This window comes from Psychrobacter sp. 78a-MNA-CIBAN-0178 (genome assembly GCF_040309625.1).
Taxonomy (GTDB): Bacteria; Pseudomonadota; Gammaproteobacteria; order Pseudomonadales; family Moraxellaceae; genus Psychrobacter; species Psychrobacter okhotskensis.
The window spans coordinates 1-22,408 of the sequence record NZ_JBEOOZ010000003.1 but is presented as its reverse complement, the minus strand read 5'-3'; the positions used below and the strand labels follow the sequence as shown (position 1 = coordinate 22,408).

Below are 22,408 nucleotides of genomic sequence, written 5' to 3'. Positions count from 1 at the left end.
ATAAGCCATTTTCATGGTTTACCTAAGAACTGGTTTACCTAACAATTATTTTAACCAACAACTATCTTAACTGCGAATTACTTTAACTGCGAATCACTTTAACTGAGAGTTATTTATGTTTGATACTTTAACAGAACGCTTATCGTCGAGTCTGCGCAATATTGTCGGGACTGGGCAACTGACCGAAGACAATATCAAAGACACCTTGCGTGAAGTGCGCATGGCATTGTTAGAGGCGGATGTGGCGTTACCGGTCACCCGTGATTTTGTGAAGCGCGTCAAAGAGCAAGCGCTTGGTGCAGAAGTGCTCAAAGAGTTGGCACCGGGTCAAGCATTTGTCAAAATTGTCCATGACGAGCTGACCGAAATGATGGGCAGTGCCAATCAGCAGCTTGAGATGACGGGTAAACCGCCAGTTGTTTATCTACTAGCTGGCTTGCAAGGGGCGGGTAAAACCACCACAGCCGGTAAATTGGCGAAGTTTTTACAAGAGCGTCATAAGAAAAAGGTGATGCTAGTCTCTGCTGACGTTTACCGTCCGGCAGCGATTGCCCAGCTTGAGCAAGTGGCAGGTCAGGTGAATGCCAAATTCGTCAATTCAAGTAGCGACGAAAACCCGATTGATATCGCTCGACGCGCTATTGAAGAAGCGAAAATCCAGTATCAAGATATTTTGATTATTGATACTGCCGGTCGTCTGGCTATCGACGAAGCGATGATGGAGGAGATCAAAGCATTAACTGCTGCGGTCAATCCTTCTGAAACCTTATTCGTCGTCGATGCGATGACCGGTCAAGATGCGGCCAATACTGCCAAAGCCTTTAACGATGCGCTGCCATTAACGGGTGTTATCCTGACTAAAACGGATGGTGATGCTCGCGGCGGTGCAGCACTGTCTGTACGCGCGATCACTGGTAAGCCGATTAAGTTCTTAGGTCGCGGTGAAAAACTAGACGCGCTAGAGCTGTTCCATCCGGAGCGTATCGCCCAGCGTATTCTTGGCATGGGTGACGTCTTAAGCCTAGTCGAAGAAGTTGAACAAAAAATCGATCGTGATAAAGCCGAAAAAATGGCGAAAAAGATGCAAAAGGGCGGCGAGTTCGACCTTGAAGATCTCTTGACTCAGTTCCAACAGATGAAAAGTATGGGCGGTATGGCAGGCTTTTTGGATAAGATGCCAGGTATGGGCGGCTCTGACATGCAAAAAGCGGTTGAAGATGCTAAGCCAGAAGAAAAAGTGCGTGAAATGGAAGCATTGATTAATTCAATGACGCCGTTTGAGCGTAAAAACCCTGATAAGATTAATCCAAGCCGTAAACGCCGTATTGCCGCAGGTTCAGGTCGCGAGATTCAAGACGTCAATCGTTTGCTCAAGCAGCACAAGCAAATGGCAAAAATGATGAAAATGATCTCCAAGCCTGAAGGCATCAGTAAGATGATGAAATCGATGCAAGGATTGATGGGTGGCGGCGGTGGAGCAGGTGGTGGCGGTCCTTTATTCGGCGGCGGTCAACAAGGCGGCGCTAAAGACGTGAACCCACAGCAGATGGCCAAACAGATGGGTCTGGATCCAAACAATATGCCAAGTACCGAAGAGATGCAAAAGCAAATGGCGGAGATGCAAAATCAAGCGCCGAAGGGCTTCAAAAAACGTTTTTAAATGGTTGTTGATTAAATAAGTAGTTGTTAATAAAACCCCCAAGGTGCCAGTCGCTTTGGGGGTTTTCATGTCTGTCATACTTAAATGAATATCGATGGATTAAGTATGAAAATTTTGAAATTAATAAAATTTGCCCATCCTAAATGCTATGATAGGCGCTGTTTTATAATACCAAGCGAATAAGCCGAGGTTATGATGTTTTTAGCAATGGATACCGTGTTCGATCAGTGTTCGATCGCGATTTTAGATGTCAGTGGTCAAGTGCTATCGAGTCATACTGAGACGGGTAAACGCCAGCAAACGCAGCAAATCCTGCCGATGATTGATGCGGCACTGTCCGAAGCTAAGCTCAATCTTGCTGATTTGCAAGCCTTGATATTCAACCGTGGCCCTGGTGCATTTAGCGGTATACGCATTAATACGGCAGTCGTGCAAGCATTGTCTGTTGCTCATGACATTCCTTGTGTGGGTGTCTCAAGCCTACAAGCGATTGCTCAATGTGCGTATCAGAAATACGGTCAGACCGACGTTTATAGCGCCCTTGACGCCCGTATGCAGCAAGTTTATTTTGGGCAATATGCTGCAACAGATGACCTGATGCAGGCGGTTAATCAAGAAAATGGCGAAGATACCGAGCAGTTGCTCGATTATGACAGCCAGACGATGCTTAATATTCCTATCGCTGGTAATGGGGCGTCGCTATTAGCATTACGTGACGGTCAGATAATTCAGGCAGATATTCACCCTGACGCTACTGTGATAGGGCAGCTTGGTATTGCTCAGTTCATGGCGACAGGTGGTACAGAAGCCTCACAAGCTTTACCAAAGTATCTTCGCAATCAAGCGTGGAAAACGCTAAAAGAGCAAGGTAAGGCGTAACCATCATATTAATGCCAGCCATTATCAGCGCTATATAACATATAACAATACTCTAAAAACGCTATTAACCAACCGGTCCGTATCTAGGAAAGCCATCGTGGATATCATTTTATTAATTCAAGCTGTCATCATGGGTATCGTTGAAGGTATCACTGAATTTTTACCCATCTCTAGCACTGGCTACTTGATTTTATCAGCCGATTTGATGGGCTTTTGGACCAAAGAAAAAGTCGATTTGTTTGTGGTAGTCGTGCAGCTTGGCGCTATTTTGGCGGTCATTTATGACTATTGGGGCAGACTGTGGCAAGCACTGATGGGCTTACTGACAGGTAAAGCAGAAGGTATGAGTAATCCAAGACAGCTAGGACTTAGCTTAATTGTGGCGACTATTCCAGTGATGATCGTTGGTTTTACCTTCGCTGACGAAATCAAGGCTTATTTGTTTAATCCTATCGTCGTAGCAATTATGCTTATTATCGGTGGTCTGCTGATATTCTATGTCGAAAATCGCCCTAAGACGATTATTGCGCAAGAAGCAGAAGACGTCAGTTTAAAAACAGCATTGATGATAGGTCTGCTGCAATGTCTGGCATTGATACCCGGAACATCGCGCTCGGGTGCCACTATTATCGGTGCATTATGGCTCGGTGTCTCGCGTAAAGCTTCCGCTGAGTTCTCGTTCTTTTTAGGTATTCCGGTCATCGTCGGTGCAGCATTATTAGATTTGCTTAAGCATCATGACGTCTTAACCAACAGTGAAGATTGGTTAGTACTCGGCATCGGCACAGTGGTGTCATTTATCGTTGCCTTATTATGTATTCGCCTGTTGGTTGCGTGGGTAAGTCGTCGTGATTTCAAAATCTTTGCGTGGCTACGTATTGTCACTGGCGTCATCGTCTTGGTCGCTGCTTGGGGTTTTGGTTATCAAATGGCAGGCTAAGTTTTATGATGAAATAGGCTTTTATGATAATACATGCGGTTTTGAGTGGTAAGAAGGAAGGGCTATTATGAGCAGTTTGCAACCAGTATCTAATAGCTTTACACATTGCCAACTTGTCTACGTTAGCGAGTCTCAGCATAGTCAGGTTGCAGATATACAAGCGTTGATAATTGCTCATCAGCTGCCCATTATTTTACACCTTGAGCTGTTTACCGATAAGCTTAATCAAAAACGTCGCCAGCAATTAAGCCAGACAGCCACCCAACCTATCTTACTATTAGATGACAAAAACAAGCTATCATGGCTGAGCGATGGACTGAGTGTTGCACCCGAATGGGATGAGCTGCAACGCCGTGTGGTGAGTGCGGGGCGTAAGTCTGAATTATTATTACAAGCGGCAAAAATTACATCGGACAGTCAGGTTATTGATGCCACAGCGGGATTTGGTCATGATAGTCTGATATTGGCCAGTACGGGTGCACAGGTCATTATGCTCGAGCAGCAGCCTTTGATGGCGCTGCTTTTGCTAGCAGAACAGCAGCGTATGAGTGCGCTAGCAAATTGGCAAAAGCTTATGAGTCGGCTACAGATTATCAATACTGATGCGCTCAGTTATTTTAAAAATAGTTATTTTGCAAGCCTACAAGCTGATGCGGATAACGCTAAAGAAGTCGATGCGAAAGCAATCGATGTGGTATATCTGGATCCGATGTTTCCAGAGGACAGTTACCAAGATAGTAAAACAGGTAAAGGTGCTAAAGTGGGCAAGCATATGCAAGCATTGCATCAGTTGGCTAGCCCGCCGACCTCAGAGGAAGAACTACAATTGCTACAATCTGCGCAAGCAGTCGTTCGTCAGAATGGGCAACACACACAACTACGGGGTCGCGTAGTCGTCAAGCGTCCACAGTTGGCACCGTTACTCGCTAATCAACAACCCAGTGAAAGCTGGCATAACGAAGCCGTACGCTTTGATGGTTATTTTGTTTGATGGCTGTTATTTTCAAACATGGTTTTTTAATCACTGCTTTTTAATAGCTGTTTTTGATTATCATAAATGTGCTTAGTGAGCAGGTTTCCGATTGTTAACTTTATGATTGCTAACTTTAAATGTATTAAATTTAAGGCTATTAAGTTTAGGAGCAGGGATGACAACGTTAATAATATGGATCATGGGTGCCGGCTTGCTATTGGTAAATATCATCCTGCGCACCCGAATTCTACGGCTGGAAGCACGTCTTAAAGAGTTAGGCAATCCGCAAGAGCAATTGGCGTTTTTGCGTCAACAAGCCGTACAAAAACAGAAAGTTGCCGCCATTAAAGCCTTACGCAAACAATATCCTGAGATATCACTCATCGAAGCAAATCGACTGTGGCAGAACGTTTAGAGACTGTTTGCGAAGAAATGGCAAACTTAGAGACAATGCATTGAAATGCTGATTATTTAAAAAAGGTATATTTAGAGGTAAGGGTTCCATGACCAACCATCACTCAGCTTTAAGTTTTAAAGAAAAGCTACACGCTTACCTGCAGCTGACGCGCTTTGATAAGCCCGTTGGTATTGAGCTGTTACTCTGGCCAACGCTATGGGGCGTGATGCTGGCTGCTATGGGTCAAGCGCAGCAGCAAGGGGCAACAGCAGGCTTGCCAAGCCTCAAGATATTTGTACTTTTTGCGCTAGGCGCGATTTTTATGCGGGCGGCAGGTTGCGCGATTAATGACTTTGCCGATCGCAAGGTCGATGGTTATGTCAGCCGCACCAAAGGGCGACCGCTTGCCGATGGGCGCTTGTCTGGCAAGGAAGCCATTGCGGCCTTTTTAGTACTGGTATCACTCAGTGCTGGTTTGCTATTTTTCCTGCCCGTTGAAGTGTTCTATTGGTCGCTTGGCGCTCTCATACTGGCCTTCATTTATCCATTTATGAAGCGTTTTACCCATTTGCCGCAAGTGTTTTTAGCTGCCGCTTTTGGTTGGGCGATACCGATGTCATATGTGGCGATACAGGGCGCACCTGATATCTGGGGTTGGCTGTTATTTATCGCTTATATGTGCTGGACAGTGGCCTATGATACCCAGTACGCCATGGCTGACCGTGAAGATGATTTAAAAATTGGGGTAAAATCAACGGCGATATTATTCGGTCGCTACGATGTGATTATTATCTCGCTGCTACAAACATTGTTTTTGCTGATCATGGGCATGGTTATGTGGCATTACTTCGCACCGACGACGTTAGGTGTCATACCCGTATTTGGTTTGGCACTAGTCGCAATGATGTTCGCCAAGCAAAACAGCGCTTGTGCCAGTCGTCAAGCTATGGCTTGTTTTCAGGCGTTTTTAGCCAACATATGGGTAGGGCGTTACGTCTTTGCTCTTATCGCCATCGCTTGTTTATGGACGACTTTTAATGGATAACTTCAAAAAGCTCTCAAAGTCAAAAGCGAAAAAGGGCGCTGATATTAATGCGCCAGTTATCGATTATCAGGCAAAGCTAGCCGCGCATGGCCTAACACGCGCACAAGTCATCGCGACCGAGCGTAAGCTGGCAAAATTTGCCAATACGATGGATTCGCTGGTACGTGTGCCTTTTACCAAGCAAGGCATGGGCGCTGATGCAGCGCTCTCGACCATTCCGCTGGCAGGAGATTTGGCTGGATTGGCTTTGACCAGCTATGCTTTTATATTAGGTCGGCAGTTGGGCGTCCCTGCGCATAAGATGACGCCAGCGGTTAGATTGGCACTGATTGATATGGTCGTGGGTATCGTACCGGGCATTGGCACGTTGCTTGATATCTTTATTCGTCCCAGTCGCAAAACCTTGACCATCGTCCATGAGCATCTACACGATGAGTATGGCATCACGGAAACGATGCATATGGATCGACCGTTTTTGCATCAGTCATTAGAAGATAAGCAGCAGCAAAGCCGCTTTGCTTTCTTTTGGCGTAATCCAGTCGTTGCATGGTTGTATCTACATATTCCCGATATGCTCGGCTTACTCGTCATTGTAGTGATTGGCTGGGGACTGTGGGCAATGATTGGCTGGCTGGTAAGTCTGTTTGGCAACACAACTGATTTTGGTTAAAGCTCCACAAGCCTAAAAAAGGCGGCAAATATCTATAATATTTGCCGCCTTTTTTATTGCATGCTTTTTTAGTGTCTATTTATTAATGCTAGTTTTTTTGCCATCGTTATTCTGTAATGACTTCCGCTTCAGCACTGACCGCATCAAAGCTGGTAACTTTATTATTACGAATAAAATCAATACTACCACCACCCGCATGACTGACCAGCTGAATACTACCATCGCTTGAGCGGTAAGTCGGGTTATTGCCTTGACCCTCTGGCGCGCTTAGGGTCATTTTTGGTTTGTTGGGTAGGGTGACGATAGCATTGAGCACACCTGCTGCCGAGGTCTCAAAAACGACAGATAACGATTCACCTGCCGCGCTTTTATAGCGAACATCAGTGATTTGAGCGCCCTTGATGGCTTGCTCTGGATTGGGCGCAACAGCCGCGTTGTTTGCTGCGCTATCCGTTGGCTCAAGATCTTTCTCAAGCTCGTTTAAGCTGACATCTTGCGCTGAGTCTACAGTAGTCTCAGCGGCATTTGCCTCTCTATCCGTCACTTCAGGTACATTGATGTTAGAGGTCACGGGCGTTGTTTGTACTGCTGCATTAGTGGTTGTCTCGTTATCTGTCTCAGACTCCGGTGATTTTTCACAAGCAGTGACTAAAAACATACTCAAAAAAATAACAGGCAGTACACGAAGATAGCGCGTAGGCTTGGTTGGCGTAAATAGATGGGTTTTCATAAGCAGATGACTATTGGTAAAGAGAGGGTTATTTAAGCACAGTAAAGGGTAAGGAACAATCTACCATTGGTGACCATTGATTAAGTATTGACGGTAATGATAATTTTGCGATTGCCACCATACGTTTCAAGATGGTCTCGATGTTCACATAAATAAATGCCTTGCCACGTTCCTAGTCCTAGCGCCCCATTTACCAGCGGCACAGTCAAACTTACGCCAAACAGCATGCTTTTAAAATGCGCTGGTAGGTCATCCGAACCTTCTAAGATGTGGCGATATTCCGGTTGATCGGCTGGCGCGATTTTGTTCAGCCAGTCTTCGGTATCTAGTCTGACATCCGGGTCAGCATCTTCGTTGATGGCTAGGCTTGCGGAGGTATGTTGTAAAAATAGATGCATCAACCCTGCTTTAGCCGAATTCGGTAAGAGCTGACTAATGGCCTCTTCAATCAGCGGCGTTATGATGTGAATGCCGCGCGCGTAGGCAGGAAGGGTTAGGGTGGTTTGTTGATAAGCCATTGGCAGGTCTCACTTTATTTTTAATATATCAGCTGTCGTTCCGCTCTCTTGATATACGTCATCCAAATAGCGACGGCTGGCAAGAAGCTTATCGACGACGCCACTTTGACTTTGGGTATTGAGCTTTTGTGCAAAGTCCAAAATAGAGCGCAATTGTTCCAATACCATGGTGTAGCTGGTCGCTGCTTTATCACTATCAATAATGACGGTTTTTGCATAGTTTGCATCAAGGCTGAGATAGTCATCAATCAATTCAGGAATCCGAGTTTCTATTAATTTATTGAGAGTAAATAATTGTGATTCGGTTATTTGCTGATGATGGGTGCCTTCATACTGTTGACCAATATCGTCCATGATTGCTCGAAAAGCGGACGGTACGCGCTCATCATACAGCCGTTTTATAAAAGGATGCTGCGATGAGAAGTTAATAACGGCAAGTCCATTCGCGACCTCACTTGTAGCCATTTTAGTATTATTCTCTAATGAGGCCTTGGTCGCGGACGCCAGATACTCGCGATGGCGCTGTGTTGAATCAATTTGCAACTGTCGAGACTTTTCTTTCATCACAAAGAATATCGGCACAATAAGGATCAGGCTTAGCAAAATCAGTAAACTAAAAAAAGACATGTTTAGACTCTGTCGTGATAAAAACGATGATGATAAGAGTATCGCTATATTTAAAATATTTCTATATTACAACATAACACATTTGTGCTATTTTACCTGAAGGTACAACACTAGTCGGCAAGTATTACTCTATTTATTAGCGATGCGATTAATAAATAATAATTGATAAGTAGTTAAGGATGATAATGGATAATGACACAATTACGAAAAGTCAGCTAGCGGCTTATAAGCCAACCATTGCTTATGTCGGTACTTCTTGGGCAGTGATGCTGGTAGGCGTATTGGCTTATCTGCTGGGATTATGGAATGCACAAAGTATGCTACTTAATGAGAAAGGCTACTACTTTGCCGTTTTGGCACTTGGGCTATATTCAGCGATTAGTCTACAAAAAACGATTCGTGATCGCGCTGAGGGTATTCCAACCACCAACTTATACTATTTAATAAGTTGGGCGGCGCTAGCGGTATCGATTTTTCTTATTGCCGTTGGGCTCATGAATGCAGGGGGTTTGAGCTTAAGTGAAAAAGGCTTTTATATGATGGCATTTACTATGAGTCTATTTGCAGCGGTGACGATTCAAAAAAACACTCGAGATGAAGCGCAAATTCGTACGCTTATTGCCCCAACGTTAAACGTAGATAGTGATAGTACGGCGCGAATATCTAATCAACACTCTAATACATCAGAGTCCGGCAAATCATTGTTTGGTGCGGTTAAGTCAAGAATGGACAGTAGTGATAAAGACAGCTAAACAAAATAGGTAAAAAGTATAGCTAAATTTGTTCGCTATGCTCAAATTGCTTAAATGAGCGGCGTCTGCAAGCGTGTACGATTTGGCGACAGGCGCGCAAGCATCGCTGTCGATAAGGGTGGAAACGACCCTAACATCATATCTGCCAAGGCCTCAGCGCATATGGGTGCCAGTGCATAACCCTTAGCACCCATCGCACTCATAAGCCACATCCGTTTGCTTTGGGCTAACTGTCCAACGATTGGATGATAATCAGGCGTTTGGGTGCGAATGCCCGCTCGTCCTTGCCAAAGCAAAGTATCTGATGGAATAATGGACGCGAGTTCAGGTATGGCAGTGATTAGTTTTTCACGGCTAATACTGTGTTCTTCATGACGAATATCCGTGGCTGTGTCATCGCGTATAAAGCTAGCCCCCAGTAATAAATGCGGTGCACCTGTTATTACCTTATTTAATTGTTCATCACCCGTTTGCCCGGTAAATGAGGCGCAGTAACCGCTATATTTCAAAGGTATTTTGGGTAGCTTCGCGTACTGCTCAGCGGTTGGGACAAACCACGAGAGCTGACCGCGAATTTTACGGCAATCAAAAATACGCTTGTCCAGCGTATGGCTTTCATAAGCTGCGCAAATGACGACATTATCAGCGGTAATAGAGAGCAAACCTTTATCTTGGTTAATGCCCTCAATACAAACATGCTCCTGCGCTTCGCTAATACTATTAACGTCTAATTGTTGAAAACGGATGAGCGGATGCATGAGTATGATATTTTTTAAAGCCTGCGGATTGACTAAGCCAGACTGGGGCAAATACAAGTTCTCTGATAAATTCTGCACTTTTAAGCCGCTCGCGTTTTGTGCCTGTTCACAGGAAAGTGTGGTTGCCATATCGTCAGGATAATCAGCGATTTGCTCTGTACCGATATTGGCTTTGATTAACAAATCAAGCGCGCCAGTTGGCTCAATTATCGGTGCTATGCCTTCTTTCTCAGCCCTGGTATTAAATAGGCGATAGAGCCGACTGCTGTAGAGATAGCCTATGCTATGCAGATGCTCGTCGACATGATGAAGCGGTGTCATTTTGGGCGCGAGTAGGGCGCGTGGGTTACCTGAAGCACCCGCTAAAGGCGCTGATTTATCTAGCAAGCTGACTTGAATGCCGCGATTGGCCAGTGACCAAGCCGTTAGCAGCCCAGAGACGCCTGCACCAATAACGACGGTATGGCTCTGCTCACGCTCGCTAGGCAGCGCAGCATTACCATTTATACTATGGTTATCATCTGCGAGCTTAGGATCACTCATGACTGCCGTTAGCATTTCGCGTTTACGGCCAAAGCCCTTTACTTTTTTAATCTGAAAGCCGCACTCTTGCAATGCACGTTTGACGATACCGGCACAGCTATAGGTAGCGGCGGTAGTCATTGGTCGTGATAAACGCTGCATTTGTGCAAAGATAGCGTCAGCCCATAAGCTGCTATTGCAAGAAGGGGCAAAGCCGTCTAAAAACCAAGCATCGATGTAGGGCGTAGGCTTAAGGGATGTATCTACTGCTAATTTGCCCAAGCTATCGGCCGCATCGCCAAGCCATATATCAACGGTCAGATTATCCTCAAAAAACTTCAAACGATGACAGCCCGCGATAAGGGGTGGGTATGCCGTTAGTAGAGGCTCAATGAATTCGGTAAGCTCAGGCGCGCGCTGCCCCCACAAGGTGAGTATCTGCGTTAAATCTGCAAGGGGAATAGGATATTTTTCTGTCGTTATAAAATGCAGGCGAGCAGTGGCTAAGTGTGGCTGCTTATCACGCAGCTGTCGCCATAGTTGCCAAGTCGCTAAAAGATTCAGTCCTGTCCCAAAGCCTAACTCAGCGATTGTAAAGCATTGCTTTGGGGCAAGGTTTGCGAGGCGCGCGGGCAGTTGGTTGTGCGCTAAAAACACGTGGCGCGACTCTGCTAGACCATCGGCGTGTGAGAAGTAGACATCACCAAACTCGCCTGATACCGGCACTCTATTGCCCGTATCATCCGTTTGCCAATCGATGTTGGCAGGCGTAATAATATTGGGCTGTTCAGCATTTTTAATTTGAGCGTTAGACATGGCAAAGTTCTTAGGAGCGTTTTTAGCTATAGTGAGTGAGGAATAATATCGACACATCAGGCACTGCTGATATCCATTTTTCTTGCTTGCTGTGCCCGCGTAGACAGAGGCGACAAAAAATTGATATCAGCAATACCATCGCGTTTTAGAATAGTTTGACTATATGTCAACCATAATATCACGACAGCATCCACCTCACTGACCATACTCATGTATAGCTTGCACTCGGTTTCATTGTATTGATATTATTTTGGATTGACGATATATGGGAAGCATCAGAGAAATTTAAGTCCATCAAATGCCGTTAAGTGCCGTTAAGTATAGATATGCAGCTATTACCAGCGTTCACGGCGCACAAATACTAACCAAGACACAAAAATACCTACCAATAAGCTGATCAATACCGTGAACGCGCCATATAAAAACAGCTGACCTTTACTCTCATAAACCAACACATTGGCTTGGGTCTGCAAGTCATTGACCTGTCGTTGTAGTTGGGCATTGCGACTGAGCAGCTCTTGATTGGCAGCGTTTAGCGCCTTGTTGGAAGGTTGCAACTGTGCTGCCAAGGTATTATTAATATCAAGGCTTGAATTAGGATTCATTGCTGGCGTGGTAGCCGCTTGTCCATCTAACGGCGCTGTAGCTAACGGATCTGTCGTAGCGGTATTCACATTTGTGACCGTTGGCGCAGCGTACGCTGTCATTGCTGACATAGCCGTGATTAGCATGACGCTAGCAAGACTGCGTTGATAGTAGCGGTTTTTTGACCAGGATACGCACTGATTCACGATTTGACTACTTTGTCTGAGGCGCTATCATCTGGCTTGGGCAATGTATGGATAAAGGGTCTAATGTCGACGTGACTGTACACACCATCGCGAAGATAGGGCTCAGCGTTTGCCCATGTTTGTGCTGCCTCAAGTGAGTCAAAGTCAGCGATGATTAAGCTGCCTGACATCTCGCTTTTACCATGCTCAATAGGGGTCGGACCTGCGATAATTAACCGTTGTTCGCGGTCTAATGCTTGCAGACGCTCGACGTGCTCAGCACGGGTGATCTGCCGTTGTGCGCTGCTATTAGCAACGTCATGACCAATAATGGCGAATAAAGACATAATAATTCCTTAATAAACAGTAATAATAAACCGTACCATCGTTACTGATTAATCATTATCAATATTAGAATTTAGCAGTAATCAGTTATTATAAGATAATAAACTTGCATACCAAATGGCGAGTGTTGGACTATTCTTATGCTTACTTATCTAGCGACTATTTACCTAACCAGTGCTTATTTAGCCGCTTTATCGGTCAGCGCTGGATTGATATATTTTTTTAATACTGCAAACTGCGCGACCACGAACACCAACATAATGGGAATCCAGCCGTAAGTTTTGAAGTTAATCCAAGCCTCATCTGACATGGTAAATGCCGTGATATAATGTAGTACACCCATCATGGCAAAAAACAGCGCCCAAGCGACGGTTAGCTTCTTCCAACCACTGAGCGTAAGGGTAAAGACCTCTTTCATGGCCAACTGCATCAACGGCTTGTTAATAGCGGCACTGACAAATAACGTCAAGGCAAAGATGCCGTTAATAATCGGTGACTTCCAGCGCAAGTAAATGTCATCGCGTAGCAACAGCGTGCCGCCACAGAATACGATGGTCAATAATAAAACCACCCATTGCTGCTTATCAAATTTACCTTTTTGGCGAATAAAGTGAATAGCATAGACAACAATCGTGGCAATCAGTAAAGCGCCTGCTGCCGCCAAAATACCTTGGGTACGGGCGACAATAAAAAAAGCAATTAAGGGAATAAAGTCTAATAGGGCTTTCATAGCGTGTGGCATGTCCAACAAAACGTATAGGGTAGTTTACACGTCTACTGCACCAAAAAAAAGCAATCAACACGATAATCGTTTTATATGACCTGCCTTTGCCATTTTCTTGCATTTTATTGATACCATACTCATGATCATTACCATATTCAAAACCTTAAGGCTATTTTTATGAAAATCGATTTACATTGTCACAGTACTTGCTCTGATGGCACCTATGCGCCAACGGAAGTGGTGCAGCGTGCCCATGCGGCTGGTGTCGATGTATTGGCATTGACAGACCACGATACCCTAGCCGGCATCGATGAGGCGAGGGCAACTGCCACGGGCTGCGGCATGACGCTTATTAACGGCGTTGAAATCAGCTGTGAGCATACGCTGAGCGGTGGTTATGGCAAAAATAAATCTACCAACAAGATCATTCATGTGCTGGGATTGGATTTTACCGATTTTGATAAAATGCACGCAACATTGCAGCAATTACAAGACAGTCGTGCGACTCGTGGTCAGCGTATCGCCGAAAAGCTCAGTACGCTGCTAGAGATTGATTTTGATACGCTATGGCAAGCGATACTGGATAAAGCTGGCGGCAATCCACAAGCGGTTGGACGCGCGCATATTGGTCAAGTGCTGTTTGAGCGCGGTGACGTAAAGACGGTACAAAAAGCCTTTGATAAGTATTTGGCGGACAATAAACCCGCTTATGTGGCAATCGAGGCATTGACGATGCAGCATGGGATTGAGCTGATCCATGCGTGCGGCGGCAAAGCAGTCCTAGCGCACCCAACGCGCTATCAGCTCTCGGCGACGCGAGTACGTAAGCTTATCGAAGAGTTCGCTCAGTTGGGCGGCGATGCTTGTGAGCTGCCTGCCAATAGTGAGCCGATTAGTACTCGTAGAATGGTGGATCGCAGCATAGCCGAGCACCAGCTCGTTACCTCGATAGGGAGTGACTTCCATGGTAGTAATATGCCGTGGCGACGTATAGGTGATGTACCAGTATTGCACCCTGAACAGCAAGGTATTTGGCAGTCTTTTGCGACTTTGTCTTAATTTAAAAATCGTTATAAATAATCGATAAGTATGATTCAACTACTTGATCAACAAATGATTATTTTTTAAACTGAACCCTCATTTTATGAGGATATACCCTAGTATATTAGCCAGTACAGCAACGCTATAAATAAAGTAAAAATTATCAGACTAAACGCGCTATTCAGAGTAAGCTTAAGGCAAAGAGAACTGTTTTTTAATTTGAGCTTACTAACTTTATACTATCTGCGGTAGCCCAATTATGGCTGTAAAGATATCTCATCTAGGCTATAAAAGACTCTCCCGAGTTATTTTTGAATGGCAGGCGGCCGATAGGGCGTCGCTGCTGGCCTTATTTATGGTGATAGAAATCTCCACCCATTGGCTGTGGTGCTTGATGGTCTGGTGCTTTCGAGATGCGCTCGATGATTATGTCAATATCCCTCTGTTATATCCATTATGGTTGGGAGTGACAGTAATGGGGTTGTTTTTTTGGTGGCTGACCGGCTACTTATCTCGTACTAGAGACAACTGTAAAGACTTGAGTAAATGGCAAATTATGTTAATTGTGCCTTATACCCTTTATATTGCTGTGGTCGTCGTGATGATAGGCTACAGCAGTTTGTTTGCAGGAGTATCGTTGGTTGGCGGCGCCATGTTAGGCATGGTGCTGATCAAGCGGCGTTATGCGTGGCGGGTGTTTTTGCTGCAGGTTTTACTGATTTTGTTGGCTATTGTAGCGCCTTATTTCGGTATCGATTTGCCCAATTTGCGCCAGTTAACAGTGATCTACCCCATTCTTGATAGCCCAAGTTATCTAACTTATAACGAAGTCATGGCGGTCGAGAACATGGTTGCCGCTGCCATCTTTAAAAATACAGCGCTAGGCTGGGACAGTGTTAGTGCCTTACAACAATCGTCAACGCTCTTTTGGCGCTCAACTCATGTGTATTTAGCCCTGCCCAAAGCCGTTTTTATCGTATATATGTTTCGTACCCTGTTATTGATATTGGATGATAGTAAAAGCGAGATCTTGTTACATGCCAATCAAGACGAGTTAACCAAGCTCAAAAACCGCCGTTATGGCCTGACACAAATGCAGCAGGCGCTCATGACAGTGGACGAGGATCAAGATTTTAGTGTCATTTTATTGGATTTAGATTGGTTTAAAGAGGTCAATGACAATTATGGACACGATATCGGTGATCAGGTTTTGTTTGAGGTGGCGCAGACGTTATTACAGTCTTTGACAGAGGAGGCGATCGTCAGTCGCTATGGTGGTGAGGAGTTTTTGATTGTGCTGCCAGATACGGCTCATAAAGAAGCGATGGCTATCGCTGAGACCCTGCGAGATAATATTAGTAGTCATGTGGTACAAACCTGTAATAAGCCAAGTTTTCAAGTCACCGCCAGTCTAGGGTTATATACGTTTAGCGCGGCAGAACGAGATCGTATTAAGCAAGAATTTGCAGAGGCGACAACGCAGGTAACCCCTCAAAATCGTCATACAGTACCGTTATTTAGGTTGAGAAGTACCAAAACAGTGCAGGCGACAGAGGCACAACTTTTACCGGATCGCGTTTGTCAATGCCTCATCAACCTAGCTGATGAAGCTCTCTATGTAGCCAAAGCACGTAATCGCAATCAGGTCGTAAGCGCTAATGAGCTGATTGACGTACAGGCTATGACGCGGCCGAGTTATCAGGTTTAAGCGGTCTTTATAATCGTTTTAAGCGCTCTGTAAGTTCTGTACTAGACTTGCCAATACGCTAGTGGCAAAGCTTCCTGTAGTTAGGGTGAAATCTAACACCAAAGTCTGCTCATCCATCCAGCGCCATGTTAATGCTTCTATCGGCAAACGTAGCGCTCGCCTTTGCGCTTTAATTTCACGTTGCTCCAGACCTGTTGCCAGTTGTAATAATAAAACACTGTGCTGAACGGTATCGTTTTCGATGTCAGCCGCTGCGCTGGTCACCTTGTCGTTGCTTGTACCCCACATCACTGCGGTTGGATGAATATCGCCACTAGCAAGGCGCGCGCGTAATGTATCGTCCAGCTGCTCAGCGGCAAATATAGATCCTGATCCATCAAGATTGAACACTTCACCTGCCAGCCCTGTATTCCAACTGCTATCCCGTACCCGCGCTGCTAAGATTTCATTAAATATCAAGCTACGCGCAGCAGACAATTCCATGCTGTTTTGCTCGCGCGGTGATTTTTTACGTTTGCTCTTTTTTGGCTGTGGTCTATTATCTGGCGCTGGACGCGCAAACAGCGACAATGCTTCTCTAATATTATTACCATTCCATCCAAAACGCTGTGGACCAAAATAATTGGGCACGCCCGTTATGCTTATATGGGCTAAATGCTGTTCTACAGACGACTTATCGTCGTTTTCCAATTCAATATCTCGCAAGGTGATAATAAATTGATTGGCCCTATGTGTACCGCGATTAAGCTTTTTATTGTGCCAATGTTGGGCAAGTATAGTGACAGACTCGTTGTCGCTGATATCTACAGGTGCAAACTCAGACTCTGGCAATTGCTTTTTTGGTATTCGTAGGCTAAACCACTGCGTCGTCAGCGCATGACGGTCTTTGAGTCCTGAGTAACCGACATCACGTAAGGGAATCTCTGCCCACTCTGACAGTAATTTAGCCAGATAGGCCGTATTTATCCCTGACTTCTCTATATGTAGCCATAGATGCTCACCCTCGCCTGTAAACTCTAACGGCAATATTTCATTGACGACGAAATCTGTATTATGTGTCTTGTAAGTCGCTTGTTTGATAGGTGGCAAGTTTGGCTGTGGTAATTGCGCAGTATCCGTCGCGGCTTCGATATCGACACTAGTGATATCAAGCTGTTCATTATTAGATGGCTTACTGTCTGAGTCAGGTTGAGAAGTAGAATTAACGGTCATTTCGTTCTGGTTGTCTTGATTTTGAGAAGTCATAAAGTTATCTTTTATTTTAATGATAGGTTTTAGATTGGGAGAGTAAAGCGACGTATTAAAGACTAGCAAAAGGATTCGGAAGGTTAGTGAAGGTTAAAAAGTTACGTTTTGCAACGCAGTAAACATACAAATAAACAGCGTACGCTAACTGGGCTTGCTACTATCAATGAATCTGCTTTTTTAAATATAGTAATTCTTAGGGCGTGTCCTCATTTTAAAAATGGTGATAAAAATGAGATAAATTGCAGTCAAACAAGGAAAATAGCGCAGATAATATCGGGATATTAACCAGCTATTTAACGATGTTTGGCAAAATTTAGCCATTTTTAGCCCGTTTAGATATGATCAATTGAATTGAGGACACGCCCTAGTAAACCTGTATTTTTTAAAGTGTATCGAATATCTCAAACGCGTTTTATTCAGTAAACAATTATAACTGTTAAGGATGACCTATGAGCCAAGTTAGTGATAACCAAGCCAATAATAAAATCGCTGCCAAAAATCTAGTGACTATTAATAAGTCTGACATCCCAAGTGGCGGCATGAAGTCATATAAGCAAAAAGACGATAGTATCATTTTAATCACCCGTGATGAGGATGAGTTTTTTGCTTTTGATGGCAAATGCCCTCATGTTGGTGCAGATCTCGGTGACGGTATGCGCTGTGGCAATCGCGTGGTCTGTCCTTGGCACCATGGCAGTTTTGACAGTCGCGATGGCTCGCTCTTAGAGCCTGTTGCTATGCGCGGCCTGACTCAATATGAGCTGACAGATGAGGGCGATAGCCTAATTGTCAATCCCTCAGCGAAGATAGATAATAGTGTTGCTAATGATAAAATGACAGATACGCATACCATTATTGTTGGGGGCGGTGGCGCAGGCTTTATGACCGCCAATCAGTTGCGTCATACAGGTTATGGCGGCAAGATTACCTTAATCAGTAAAGATGATACAGCCCCTTACAACCGTCCTCTATTGTCGAAAGCATTTTTAGCTGGAAAAATGGAAGAGAAATATCTGATGCTTGGCGGCAGCGAGTGGGCCAGTAAAAATAATATCGAGCTACGCTTAAACCAAACCGTCAGCGAAGTATTACCCAATGAACGCACTATCGTGATGGAAGACGAGAGTGGCAATAGTGAGCAGCACACAGCAGACTTCTTAGTCGTCGCGACAGGTGCTGAGCCTAAGATACCACCTTTTAAAGGTGCTGAGCTGGATGGTGTCTATACGCTACGCAGTATGGATGATGCCAAAGACATCAAAGCTGCCAGTGATAACAAGCACGTCGTCATTGTAGGTACGGGCTTTATCGGAATGGAAGCAGCGTCTGCTTTAATGGAGGCGGAGAAGGCAGCATCTGTCACCGTTATTGGGCGCAGCCGCCGCGTCATGAGCAATATCGTCTCTAAAACGGTGAGTAATGCGCTCATCAAACTCCACGAAGAAAAAGGGGTGAAGTTCGCATTTGGTGCGGGTGTTGATGAAATCAATGGAGAAGGTAGTAAAGTCAGCGGTGTAAAACTGTCAGATGGCAGTACGATTGCAGCAGATGTTGTCATTTTAGGTACTGGCGTAGCACCACGTACCGAGCTATTAAATGAGGTGAACGCTCCAGATGGCGTCCAAGTGGATGAGCATCTACAACTGCGTGATGGCGTCTATGCGTTGGGTGATATTGCCAAAGCGACCAACCAAATGGGACGTATGCGTATTGAGCATTGGCGGGTGGCTCTGCAACATGGCATCGTGACGGCAGCAGCTATCTTAAATCAAGACAATGTCAACTCGCTAGAGGAACGTATCCCTTTCTTTTGGACGGCACAATATGGCAAAAGCCTACGCTATAGCGGACACGCTGCTTCGCCAGATAGTAAAATCTTGTTTGGCTCGCCAGATACGCTAGATTATATCGAATATTACTTTGATGACGATGGGGAAGATACGCGTGCGAGTGCTGCTAGCACGTTAGGGCGTGATAAAGAGCTGGTCGCCTTTTCTGAGCTACTCCGCCGTGGTCATGCGCCAACGCGCGCGCAAATTAATGCAGGATTTAATCTCATTGAGCAAGCGCAGGCATTATCACGCTAGCATTTAGAAGGTTTTAGGGTTTACTATAAAGGCTGGCCTATTGATTTGGGTCAGCCTTTTATATTATGTTGACGGAAAAGGACGACCAGTTTCATGAATAAAGAACAGATAAATAAAGAACAGACAGGCAAAAACCACTTGAATAGAGAATCAGTATTTTTACGACAAGCAGAAGCGGATGATATTGACGCACTCGAACAGTTACTAAACCGTTGCTATCGGCAGACGGAAGGCTGGACCAATGAAGCGGATTTAGTCGGTGGTATTCGTATCACTCAAGCTGAGCTGGCAAGCACCATTGCCAATCCAAAACACTATCTGTTCGTGTACCCAAAAACCATAACGGGCGAACGCGATGGAGAGGAGACTGGTGAGCTATTGGGTTGTATTGCGGTCGATATAAAAGTTAATGCTGATACAAATAAGAGCGACCTTAATAGCACTGACAGTAAGAATAAAGCGTATATCGGCATGTTTGCGGTACATCCACAGCTGCAAGGGCAGGGCGTGGGTAATATAATTCTACAAGCGGCAGAGACTTTCGCAGGAAGACATTTGTCATCAAGTGATCAGCAAAATAATCAGCAGCCAAGTCGTCTGACCATGTCTATATTGAGCCATCGCCCTGAGCTATTGGCTTATTATCAGCGCCGTGGCTATCAGCTAAACGGTAATAAAATGCCGTTTCCAGACGATGGTAATAATGGCGAGCCCAAACGTCAGGACTTAGAGTTATTAGAACTGGAGAAAATTGTTAACGCATAAAAGTGGGTTTTATCCATCTCAAACTTGAGCTAACCCCAAAAATGCCCAAAGGTCATAAACAAGCCAATACTTAGCAGAATAAATGCCACGATAATTAAACGCTTAAACCAGTTGAAAGCAGGCAAGCGCGTGGCATTGTCATCAGACATTAAGTAAGCAAACAGGCATAATAAGCTTGCTGCTAATGTCATAATCCCTAAGCCTATGGGTAATATATAAAGGTAGATTTGCCACACAGCCATCTCGCAACTATTATTGATACTATCATCATAACAGCATCGATAATGGACTGTCTGTATGCGGCATACTTTAATCTTTCCATCTTATCGAAATGTATAATGAGTGAAAAGTAATATCGATAAATCGTGCACTGCTCATATCAATTTTTCTTGCTTGCTGTGCCTGTACAGACAGAGGCTACAAGAAATCAATATCAGCAATAGCGTCGCATTTTTAGCCCATTTAGATGACTATCGAGTGAATTGAAGACACGCCCTAGGATATTTTGACTATAAAAACCACTCACGAATAAAATTGACTTTATTTTCTAAAATTAAGTTGGGTTTATAGAAAGGAATCTGTATAATTAAGCAACATTATAGATACATTGAGAACGATATGAAAAACCTAAAAAAACTCGCGCTGATACTACTTCTCACGCCATTATTCGCGGCTTGCTCTAGTGGTCCTTCTGAAAGCGATGTAGAGGCACTTATCCAAGCTCAGTATGATAAGGCCAACAGTATGATGGATGATGCTATGGCAAATGCGGGCAATGATGAGATGGCAAAAGCTGTGAGCGGCATGATGGAAGGGATGATGCCAACGCTTGAAAAAGTAGAAAACGTAAGCTGCGATACTACCGAAGGTGACAACACTTATTTGTGCACTGCTGACGTCACGCAAACGATTGGTGGTAAAAGCCGTACAGATAGTGGTACCTTTAAAGTTAATGATGTTAATGGCACTTGGGTATTGACTCAATAGCGGCTTATAAAGCTGTTAAAAGTAATGATATAAACAGGGCGCTTAAGTAGCGCCTTTTTTTGTACTTAACAATAGCTGATGAGTGGTTTATATTGTTCTATAAGACCTATGATAATAAAAAATAAGCGAATAAGGATTATCCGATGACTAGCAATATTCTATCTAAAGGCTTGTTTAAAAGAGGATTCAGAGCAACGACGATAATGACCGGTGCGCTTGTTTTTATGTCAACATTGCCAGCTTTGGCTCAAACCTCAAATCAGCACTATCAGATTCAGGATTTTTCTGACGATTACTATGCGGTTATTCAGACTAGCGCCGATGAGGATAGTGAAGAAAACACTAGTATAAATATTATAGATGCCAAAACCAAGCAAACCCTTATCAGCCAGCCAACTGATATTGATATAGAGTATGAGCTGAGCAATAGTGAAGCGTACCAACTAGGCAACAAGGTTAGCGCTAATATTGCCAATAGGCATTATGGCGAACATAGCGTACTCATATACGATGACTTTAATTTTGATAATAAAAAAGACTTGGCACTGCAAGATGGTCGCTACGGCTGTTACGGCGGGCCTTCTTATCAGGTTTATCTCAAGCAAGGGAGCAGGTTCGTGCTTAGCGAAGGTTTTACTGAACTAGCGCAAGGCTATTGCGGATTTTTTGGCATAGATAAAGACAGTAAAACCTTAAACACGATGACTAAGAGTGGCGCAGCATGGCATCAGTTTAAAGAGTTTAAGGTCATCAATAATAAGCCAGTAGCGGTGCGTATTATTGAGGAAGAATATAACTCAAGAAGCCTGCTATCTATTACTGAAAGCAAAAGGGTCAATGGCAAAATGAAGGTCGAGAATTATGAAATGCTACCGCAATATGATGATCAGAATGCAGCGGGCACACTACCTTATATTTATACCCTTATTATAGATAATGGCAAAAAACTGGTGATTGATAGTCAGTATAAAGATGGCAGCGAGCAATTATATTATGCTTTTGCAAATAAAGAAGACAGAATTGAGCTGCTTTATGAAGGACAGTTTGACTATGATAAAACAACGAAGACACTGAGCTTCACCAACAGACCTGTGCTCTATAAAATCAATAACCAAGGCATCACGGTAAAGCTACCTAACCAGACAGTGCTGTTAAAGTCGCAACCTAATAGTGTGCAAGGCAATTTGGATGAAGTTACTCATTTCAAAAATGTAAGGGTGAGATAAAGAATATCGAAATAATTCGTTAAAGTGAGAGATAGTGGGAGTTTCCTAAAAACTGTGTAACTGCTTATAATCCATTAACCGGAGAATAAGCAATGACTACTCAATCTGACATTAAAAAACTGGCCGAGCAAATGGCTGGTAGCATGAACAGCTTCGATGACATCAAAGACTTCCAAAAGCAGCTCATGCAATCGTTTATTGATACCGCCCTAGAAGCTGA

Annotated in this window: 23 protein-coding genes and 1 pseudogene; 15 read left to right on the top strand and 9 right to left on the bottom strand. The window is 44.3% G+C overall.

Annotated elements, in window-relative coordinates; genetic code table 11:
* Positions 1-115: 115 nt before the first annotated feature.
* The 7 genes from ffh to AAEY80_RS03075 all read left to right on the top strand — a co-directional run bounded on the left by ffh (position 116) and on the right by AAEY80_RS03075 (position 6,564).
* Positions 116-1,660, top strand: coding sequence for a signal recognition particle protein (ffh, locus tag AAEY80_RS03105; RefSeq protein ID WP_350587878.1), 1,545 nt, complete (start codon positions 116-118; stop codon positions 1,658-1,660).
* A gap of 195 nt (positions 1,661-1,855) precedes the next feature.
* Positions 1,856-2,539 carry a tRNA (adenosine(37)-N6)-threonylcarbamoyltransferase complex dimerization subunit type 1 TsaB gene (gene tsaB, locus AAEY80_RS03100; protein ID WP_025652460.1) on the top strand — a complete coding sequence of 228 codons (684 nt, stop codon included), beginning with the start codon at positions 1,856-1,858 and terminating at the stop codon, positions 2,537-2,539.
* 97 nt (positions 2,540-2,636) lie between these two features.
* On the top strand, positions 2,637-3,479 hold the full coding sequence (locus AAEY80_RS03095; protein WP_201577526.1) for an undecaprenyl-diphosphate phosphatase: 843 nt from the start codon (positions 2,637-2,639) through the stop codon (positions 3,477-3,479).
* A gap of 67 nt (positions 3,480-3,546) precedes the next feature.
* A complete protein-coding gene (locus AAEY80_RS03090) occupies positions 3,547-4,470 on the top strand; it encodes a class I SAM-dependent methyltransferase (RefSeq protein ID WP_350587875.1) in 924 nt (307 codons plus the stop codon).
* A gap of 157 nt (positions 4,471-4,627) precedes the next feature.
* Complete coding sequence (locus AAEY80_RS03085; RefSeq protein ID WP_350587873.1) at positions 4,628-4,867, top strand: hypothetical protein; 240 nt, start codon at positions 4,628-4,630, stop codon at positions 4,865-4,867.
* Between the two features lie 88 nt (positions 4,868-4,955).
* Complete coding sequence (gene ubiA / locus AAEY80_RS03080) at positions 4,956-5,894, top strand: 4-hydroxybenzoate octaprenyltransferase (RefSeq protein ID WP_025652464.1); 939 nt, start codon at positions 4,956-4,958, stop codon at positions 5,892-5,894.
* A complete protein-coding gene (locus tag AAEY80_RS03075; RefSeq protein WP_201577532.1) occupies positions 5,887-6,564 on the top strand; it encodes a DUF4112 domain-containing protein in 678 nt (225 codons plus the stop codon). The genes ubiA and AAEY80_RS03075 overlap by 8 nt, the downstream gene beginning before the upstream one ends.
* Before the next feature lie 106 nt (positions 6,565-6,670).
* On the opposite strand, the gene AAEY80_RS03070 is transcribed toward AAEY80_RS03075, so the two are convergent.
* The 3 genes from AAEY80_RS03070 to AAEY80_RS03060 form a co-directional block, all read right to left on the bottom strand.
* A complete protein-coding gene (locus AAEY80_RS03070; RefSeq protein WP_350587871.1) occupies positions 6,671-7,294 on the bottom strand; it encodes a hypothetical protein in 624 nt (207 codons plus the stop codon).
* A gap of 80 nt (positions 7,295-7,374) precedes the next feature.
* On the bottom strand, positions 7,375-7,812 hold the full coding sequence (locus tag AAEY80_RS03065) for a secondary thiamine-phosphate synthase enzyme YjbQ (RefSeq protein ID WP_201577536.1): 438 nt from the start codon (positions 7,810-7,812) through the stop codon (positions 7,375-7,377).
* Positions 7,813-7,821: 9 nt separating this feature from the next.
* Entirely contained in the window at positions 7,822-8,439 is a 618-nt protein-coding gene (locus AAEY80_RS03060; RefSeq protein WP_025652468.1) for a hypothetical protein, read from the bottom strand.
* Between the two features lie 185 nt (positions 8,440-8,624).
* Here AAEY80_RS03060 and yiaA point away from each other — a divergent pair, with 185 nt between their 5' ends.
* Positions 8,625-9,191 (top strand): inner membrane protein YiaA, encoded by a 567-nt coding sequence (yiaA, locus tag AAEY80_RS03055; protein ID WP_025652469.1) that lies wholly within the window; start codon positions 8,625-8,627, stop codon positions 9,189-9,191.
* Between the two features lie 50 nt (positions 9,192-9,241).
* Here the strand turns inward: yiaA and mnmC2 are convergent, their stop codons facing one another.
* The 4 genes from mnmC2 to ispZ all read right to left on the bottom strand — a co-directional run bounded on the left by mnmC2 (position 9,242) and on the right by ispZ (position 13,132).
* Positions 9,242-11,287, bottom strand: a complete 2,046-nt coding sequence (gene mnmC2 / locus AAEY80_RS03050) for a tRNA (5-methylaminomethyl-2-thiouridine)(34)-methyltransferase MnmC2 (RefSeq protein ID WP_025652470.1) — start codon at positions 11,285-11,287, stop codon at positions 9,242-9,244.
* Positions 11,288-11,622: 335 nt separating this feature from the next.
* Positions 11,623-11,994 (bottom strand): SH3 domain-containing protein, encoded by a 372-nt coding sequence (locus tag AAEY80_RS03045; RefSeq protein WP_227692001.1) that lies wholly within the window; start codon positions 11,992-11,994, stop codon positions 11,623-11,625.
* An 80-nt stretch (positions 11,995-12,074) separates the two neighbouring features.
* Positions 12,075-12,404 carry a YciI family protein gene (locus AAEY80_RS03040; protein ID WP_025652472.1) on the bottom strand — a complete coding sequence of 110 codons (330 nt, stop codon included), beginning with the start codon at positions 12,402-12,404 and terminating at the stop codon, positions 12,075-12,077.
* A gap of 176 nt (positions 12,405-12,580) precedes the next feature.
* Positions 12,581-13,132: a septation protein IspZ gene (ispZ, locus tag AAEY80_RS03035; RefSeq protein WP_025652473.1), complete on the bottom strand. Its 552-nt coding sequence runs from the start codon at positions 13,130-13,132 to the stop codon at positions 12,581-12,583.
* 171 nt (positions 13,133-13,303) lie between these two features.
* Here ispZ and AAEY80_RS03030 point away from each other — a divergent pair, with 171 nt between their 5' ends.
* Together AAEY80_RS03030 and AAEY80_RS03025 are read left to right on the top strand one after the other, a co-directional pair.
* On the top strand, positions 13,304-14,185 hold the full coding sequence (locus AAEY80_RS03030; RefSeq protein WP_101212426.1) for a PHP domain-containing protein: 882 nt from the start codon (positions 13,304-13,306) through the stop codon (positions 14,183-14,185).
* Positions 14,186-14,426: 241 nt separating this feature from the next.
* Entirely contained in the window at positions 14,427-15,875 is a 1,449-nt protein-coding gene (locus AAEY80_RS03025) for a GGDEF domain-containing protein (RefSeq protein ID WP_350587869.1), read from the top strand.
* 18 nt (positions 15,876-15,893) lie between these two features.
* Here the strand turns inward: AAEY80_RS03025 and truD are convergent, their stop codons facing one another.
* A complete protein-coding gene (truD, locus tag AAEY80_RS03020) occupies positions 15,894-17,120 on the bottom strand; it encodes a tRNA pseudouridine(13) synthase TruD (RefSeq protein ID WP_350587868.1) in 1,227 nt (408 codons plus the stop codon).
* 452 nt (positions 17,121-17,572) lie between these two features.
* Between truD and AAEY80_RS03015 the strand changes: the two genes are divergently transcribed.
* Both AAEY80_RS03015 and AAEY80_RS03010 read left to right on the top strand, forming a co-directional pair.
* The gene (locus AAEY80_RS03015) at positions 17,573-19,210 is read left to right on the top strand and encodes an FAD-dependent oxidoreductase (protein ID WP_350587867.1); all 1,638 of its coding nucleotides are present in this window, start codon (positions 17,573-17,575) and stop codon (positions 19,208-19,210) included.
* Positions 19,211-19,303: 93 nt separating this feature from the next.
* Positions 19,304-19,975, top strand: coding sequence for a GNAT family N-acetyltransferase (locus AAEY80_RS03010; protein WP_350587866.1), 672 nt, complete (start codon positions 19,304-19,306; stop codon positions 19,973-19,975).
* A gap of 29 nt (positions 19,976-20,004) precedes the next feature.
* On the opposite strand, the gene AAEY80_RS03005 is transcribed toward AAEY80_RS03010, so the two are convergent.
* A complete protein-coding gene (locus AAEY80_RS03005; RefSeq protein WP_227502363.1) occupies positions 20,005-20,166 on the bottom strand; it encodes a hypothetical protein in 162 nt (53 codons plus the stop codon).
* A gap of 427 nt (positions 20,167-20,593) precedes the next feature.
* Between AAEY80_RS03005 and AAEY80_RS03000 the strand changes: the two genes are divergently transcribed.
* From AAEY80_RS03000 to AAEY80_RS14975, 3 genes and pseudogenes are all read left to right on the top strand, one after another.
* Entirely contained in the window at positions 20,594-20,962 is a 369-nt protein-coding gene (locus AAEY80_RS03000; RefSeq protein ID WP_025652480.1) for a hypothetical protein, read from the top strand.
* A gap of 143 nt (positions 20,963-21,105) precedes the next feature.
* Positions 21,106-22,188, top strand: coding sequence for an XAC2610-related protein (locus AAEY80_RS02995; protein ID WP_025652481.1), 1,083 nt, complete (start codon positions 21,106-21,108; stop codon positions 22,186-22,188).
* A 92-nt stretch (positions 22,189-22,280) separates the two neighbouring features.
* Positions 22,281-22,408: pseudogene (locus tag AAEY80_RS14975) on the top strand (IS256 family transposase); the annotation flags it as partial.

Coding starts and splice junctions, on each gene's coding strand:
- ffh (WP_350587878.1), top strand. CDS start 116: ATGTTTGATACTTTAACAGAACGCTTATCGTCGAGTCTGCGCAATATT.
- tsaB (WP_025652460.1), top strand. CDS start 1,856: ATGTTTTTAGCAATGGATACCGTGTTCGATCAGTGTTCGATCGCGATT.
- AAEY80_RS03090 (WP_350587875.1), top strand. CDS start 3,547: ATGAGCAGTTTGCAACCAGTATCTAATAGCTTTACACATTGCCAACTT.
- AAEY80_RS03085 (WP_350587873.1), top strand. CDS start 4,628: ATGACAACGTTAATAATATGGATCATGGGTGCCGGCTTGCTATTGGTA.
- ubiA (WP_025652464.1), top strand. CDS start 4,956: ATGACCAACCATCACTCAGCTTTAAGTTTTAAAGAAAAGCTACACGCT.
- AAEY80_RS03075 (WP_201577532.1), top strand. CDS start 5,887: ATGGATAACTTCAAAAAGCTCTCAAAGTCAAAAGCGAAAAAGGGCGCT.
- AAEY80_RS03070 (WP_350587871.1), bottom strand. CDS start 7,294: ATGAAAACCCATCTATTTACGCCAACCAAGCCTACGCGCTATCTTCGT.
- AAEY80_RS03065 (WP_201577536.1), bottom strand. CDS start 7,812: ATGGCTTATCAACAAACCACCCTAACCCTTCCTGCCTACGCGCGCGGC.
- AAEY80_RS03060 (WP_025652468.1), bottom strand. CDS start 8,439: ATGTCTTTTTTTAGTTTACTGATTTTGCTAAGCCTGATCCTTATTGTG.
- yiaA (WP_025652469.1), top strand. CDS start 8,625: ATGGATAATGACACAATTACGAAAAGTCAGCTAGCGGCTTATAAGCCA.
- mnmC2 (WP_025652470.1), bottom strand. CDS start 11,287: ATGTCTAACGCTCAAATTAAAAATGCTGAACAGCCCAATATTATTACG.
- AAEY80_RS03045 (WP_227692001.1), bottom strand. CDS start 11,994: ATGACAGCGTACGCTGCGCCAACGGTCACAAATGTGAATACCGCTACG.
- AAEY80_RS03040 (WP_025652472.1), bottom strand. CDS start 12,404: ATGTCTTTATTCGCCATTATTGGTCATGACGTTGCTAATAGCAGCGCA.
- ispZ (WP_025652473.1), bottom strand. CDS start 13,132: ATGAAAGCCCTATTAGACTTTATTCCCTTAATTGCTTTTTTTATTGTC.
- AAEY80_RS03030 (WP_101212426.1), top strand. CDS start 13,304: ATGAAAATCGATTTACATTGTCACAGTACTTGCTCTGATGGCACCTAT.
- AAEY80_RS03025 (WP_350587869.1), top strand. CDS start 14,427: ATGGCTGTAAAGATATCTCATCTAGGCTATAAAAGACTCTCCCGAGTT.
- truD (WP_350587868.1), bottom strand. CDS start 17,120: ATGACTTCTCAAAATCAAGACAACCAGAACGAAATGACCGTTAATTCT.
- AAEY80_RS03015 (WP_350587867.1), top strand. CDS start 17,573: ATGAGCCAAGTTAGTGATAACCAAGCCAATAATAAAATCGCTGCCAAA.
- AAEY80_RS03010 (WP_350587866.1), top strand. CDS start 19,304: ATGAATAAAGAACAGATAAATAAAGAACAGACAGGCAAAAACCACTTG.
- AAEY80_RS03005 (WP_227502363.1), bottom strand. CDS start 20,166: ATGACATTAGCAGCAAGCTTATTATGCCTGTTTGCTTACTTAATGTCT.
- AAEY80_RS03000 (WP_025652480.1), top strand. CDS start 20,594: ATGAAAAACCTAAAAAAACTCGCGCTGATACTACTTCTCACGCCATTA.
- AAEY80_RS02995 (WP_025652481.1), top strand. CDS start 21,106: ATGACTAGCAATATTCTATCTAAAGGCTTGTTTAAAAGAGGATTCAGA.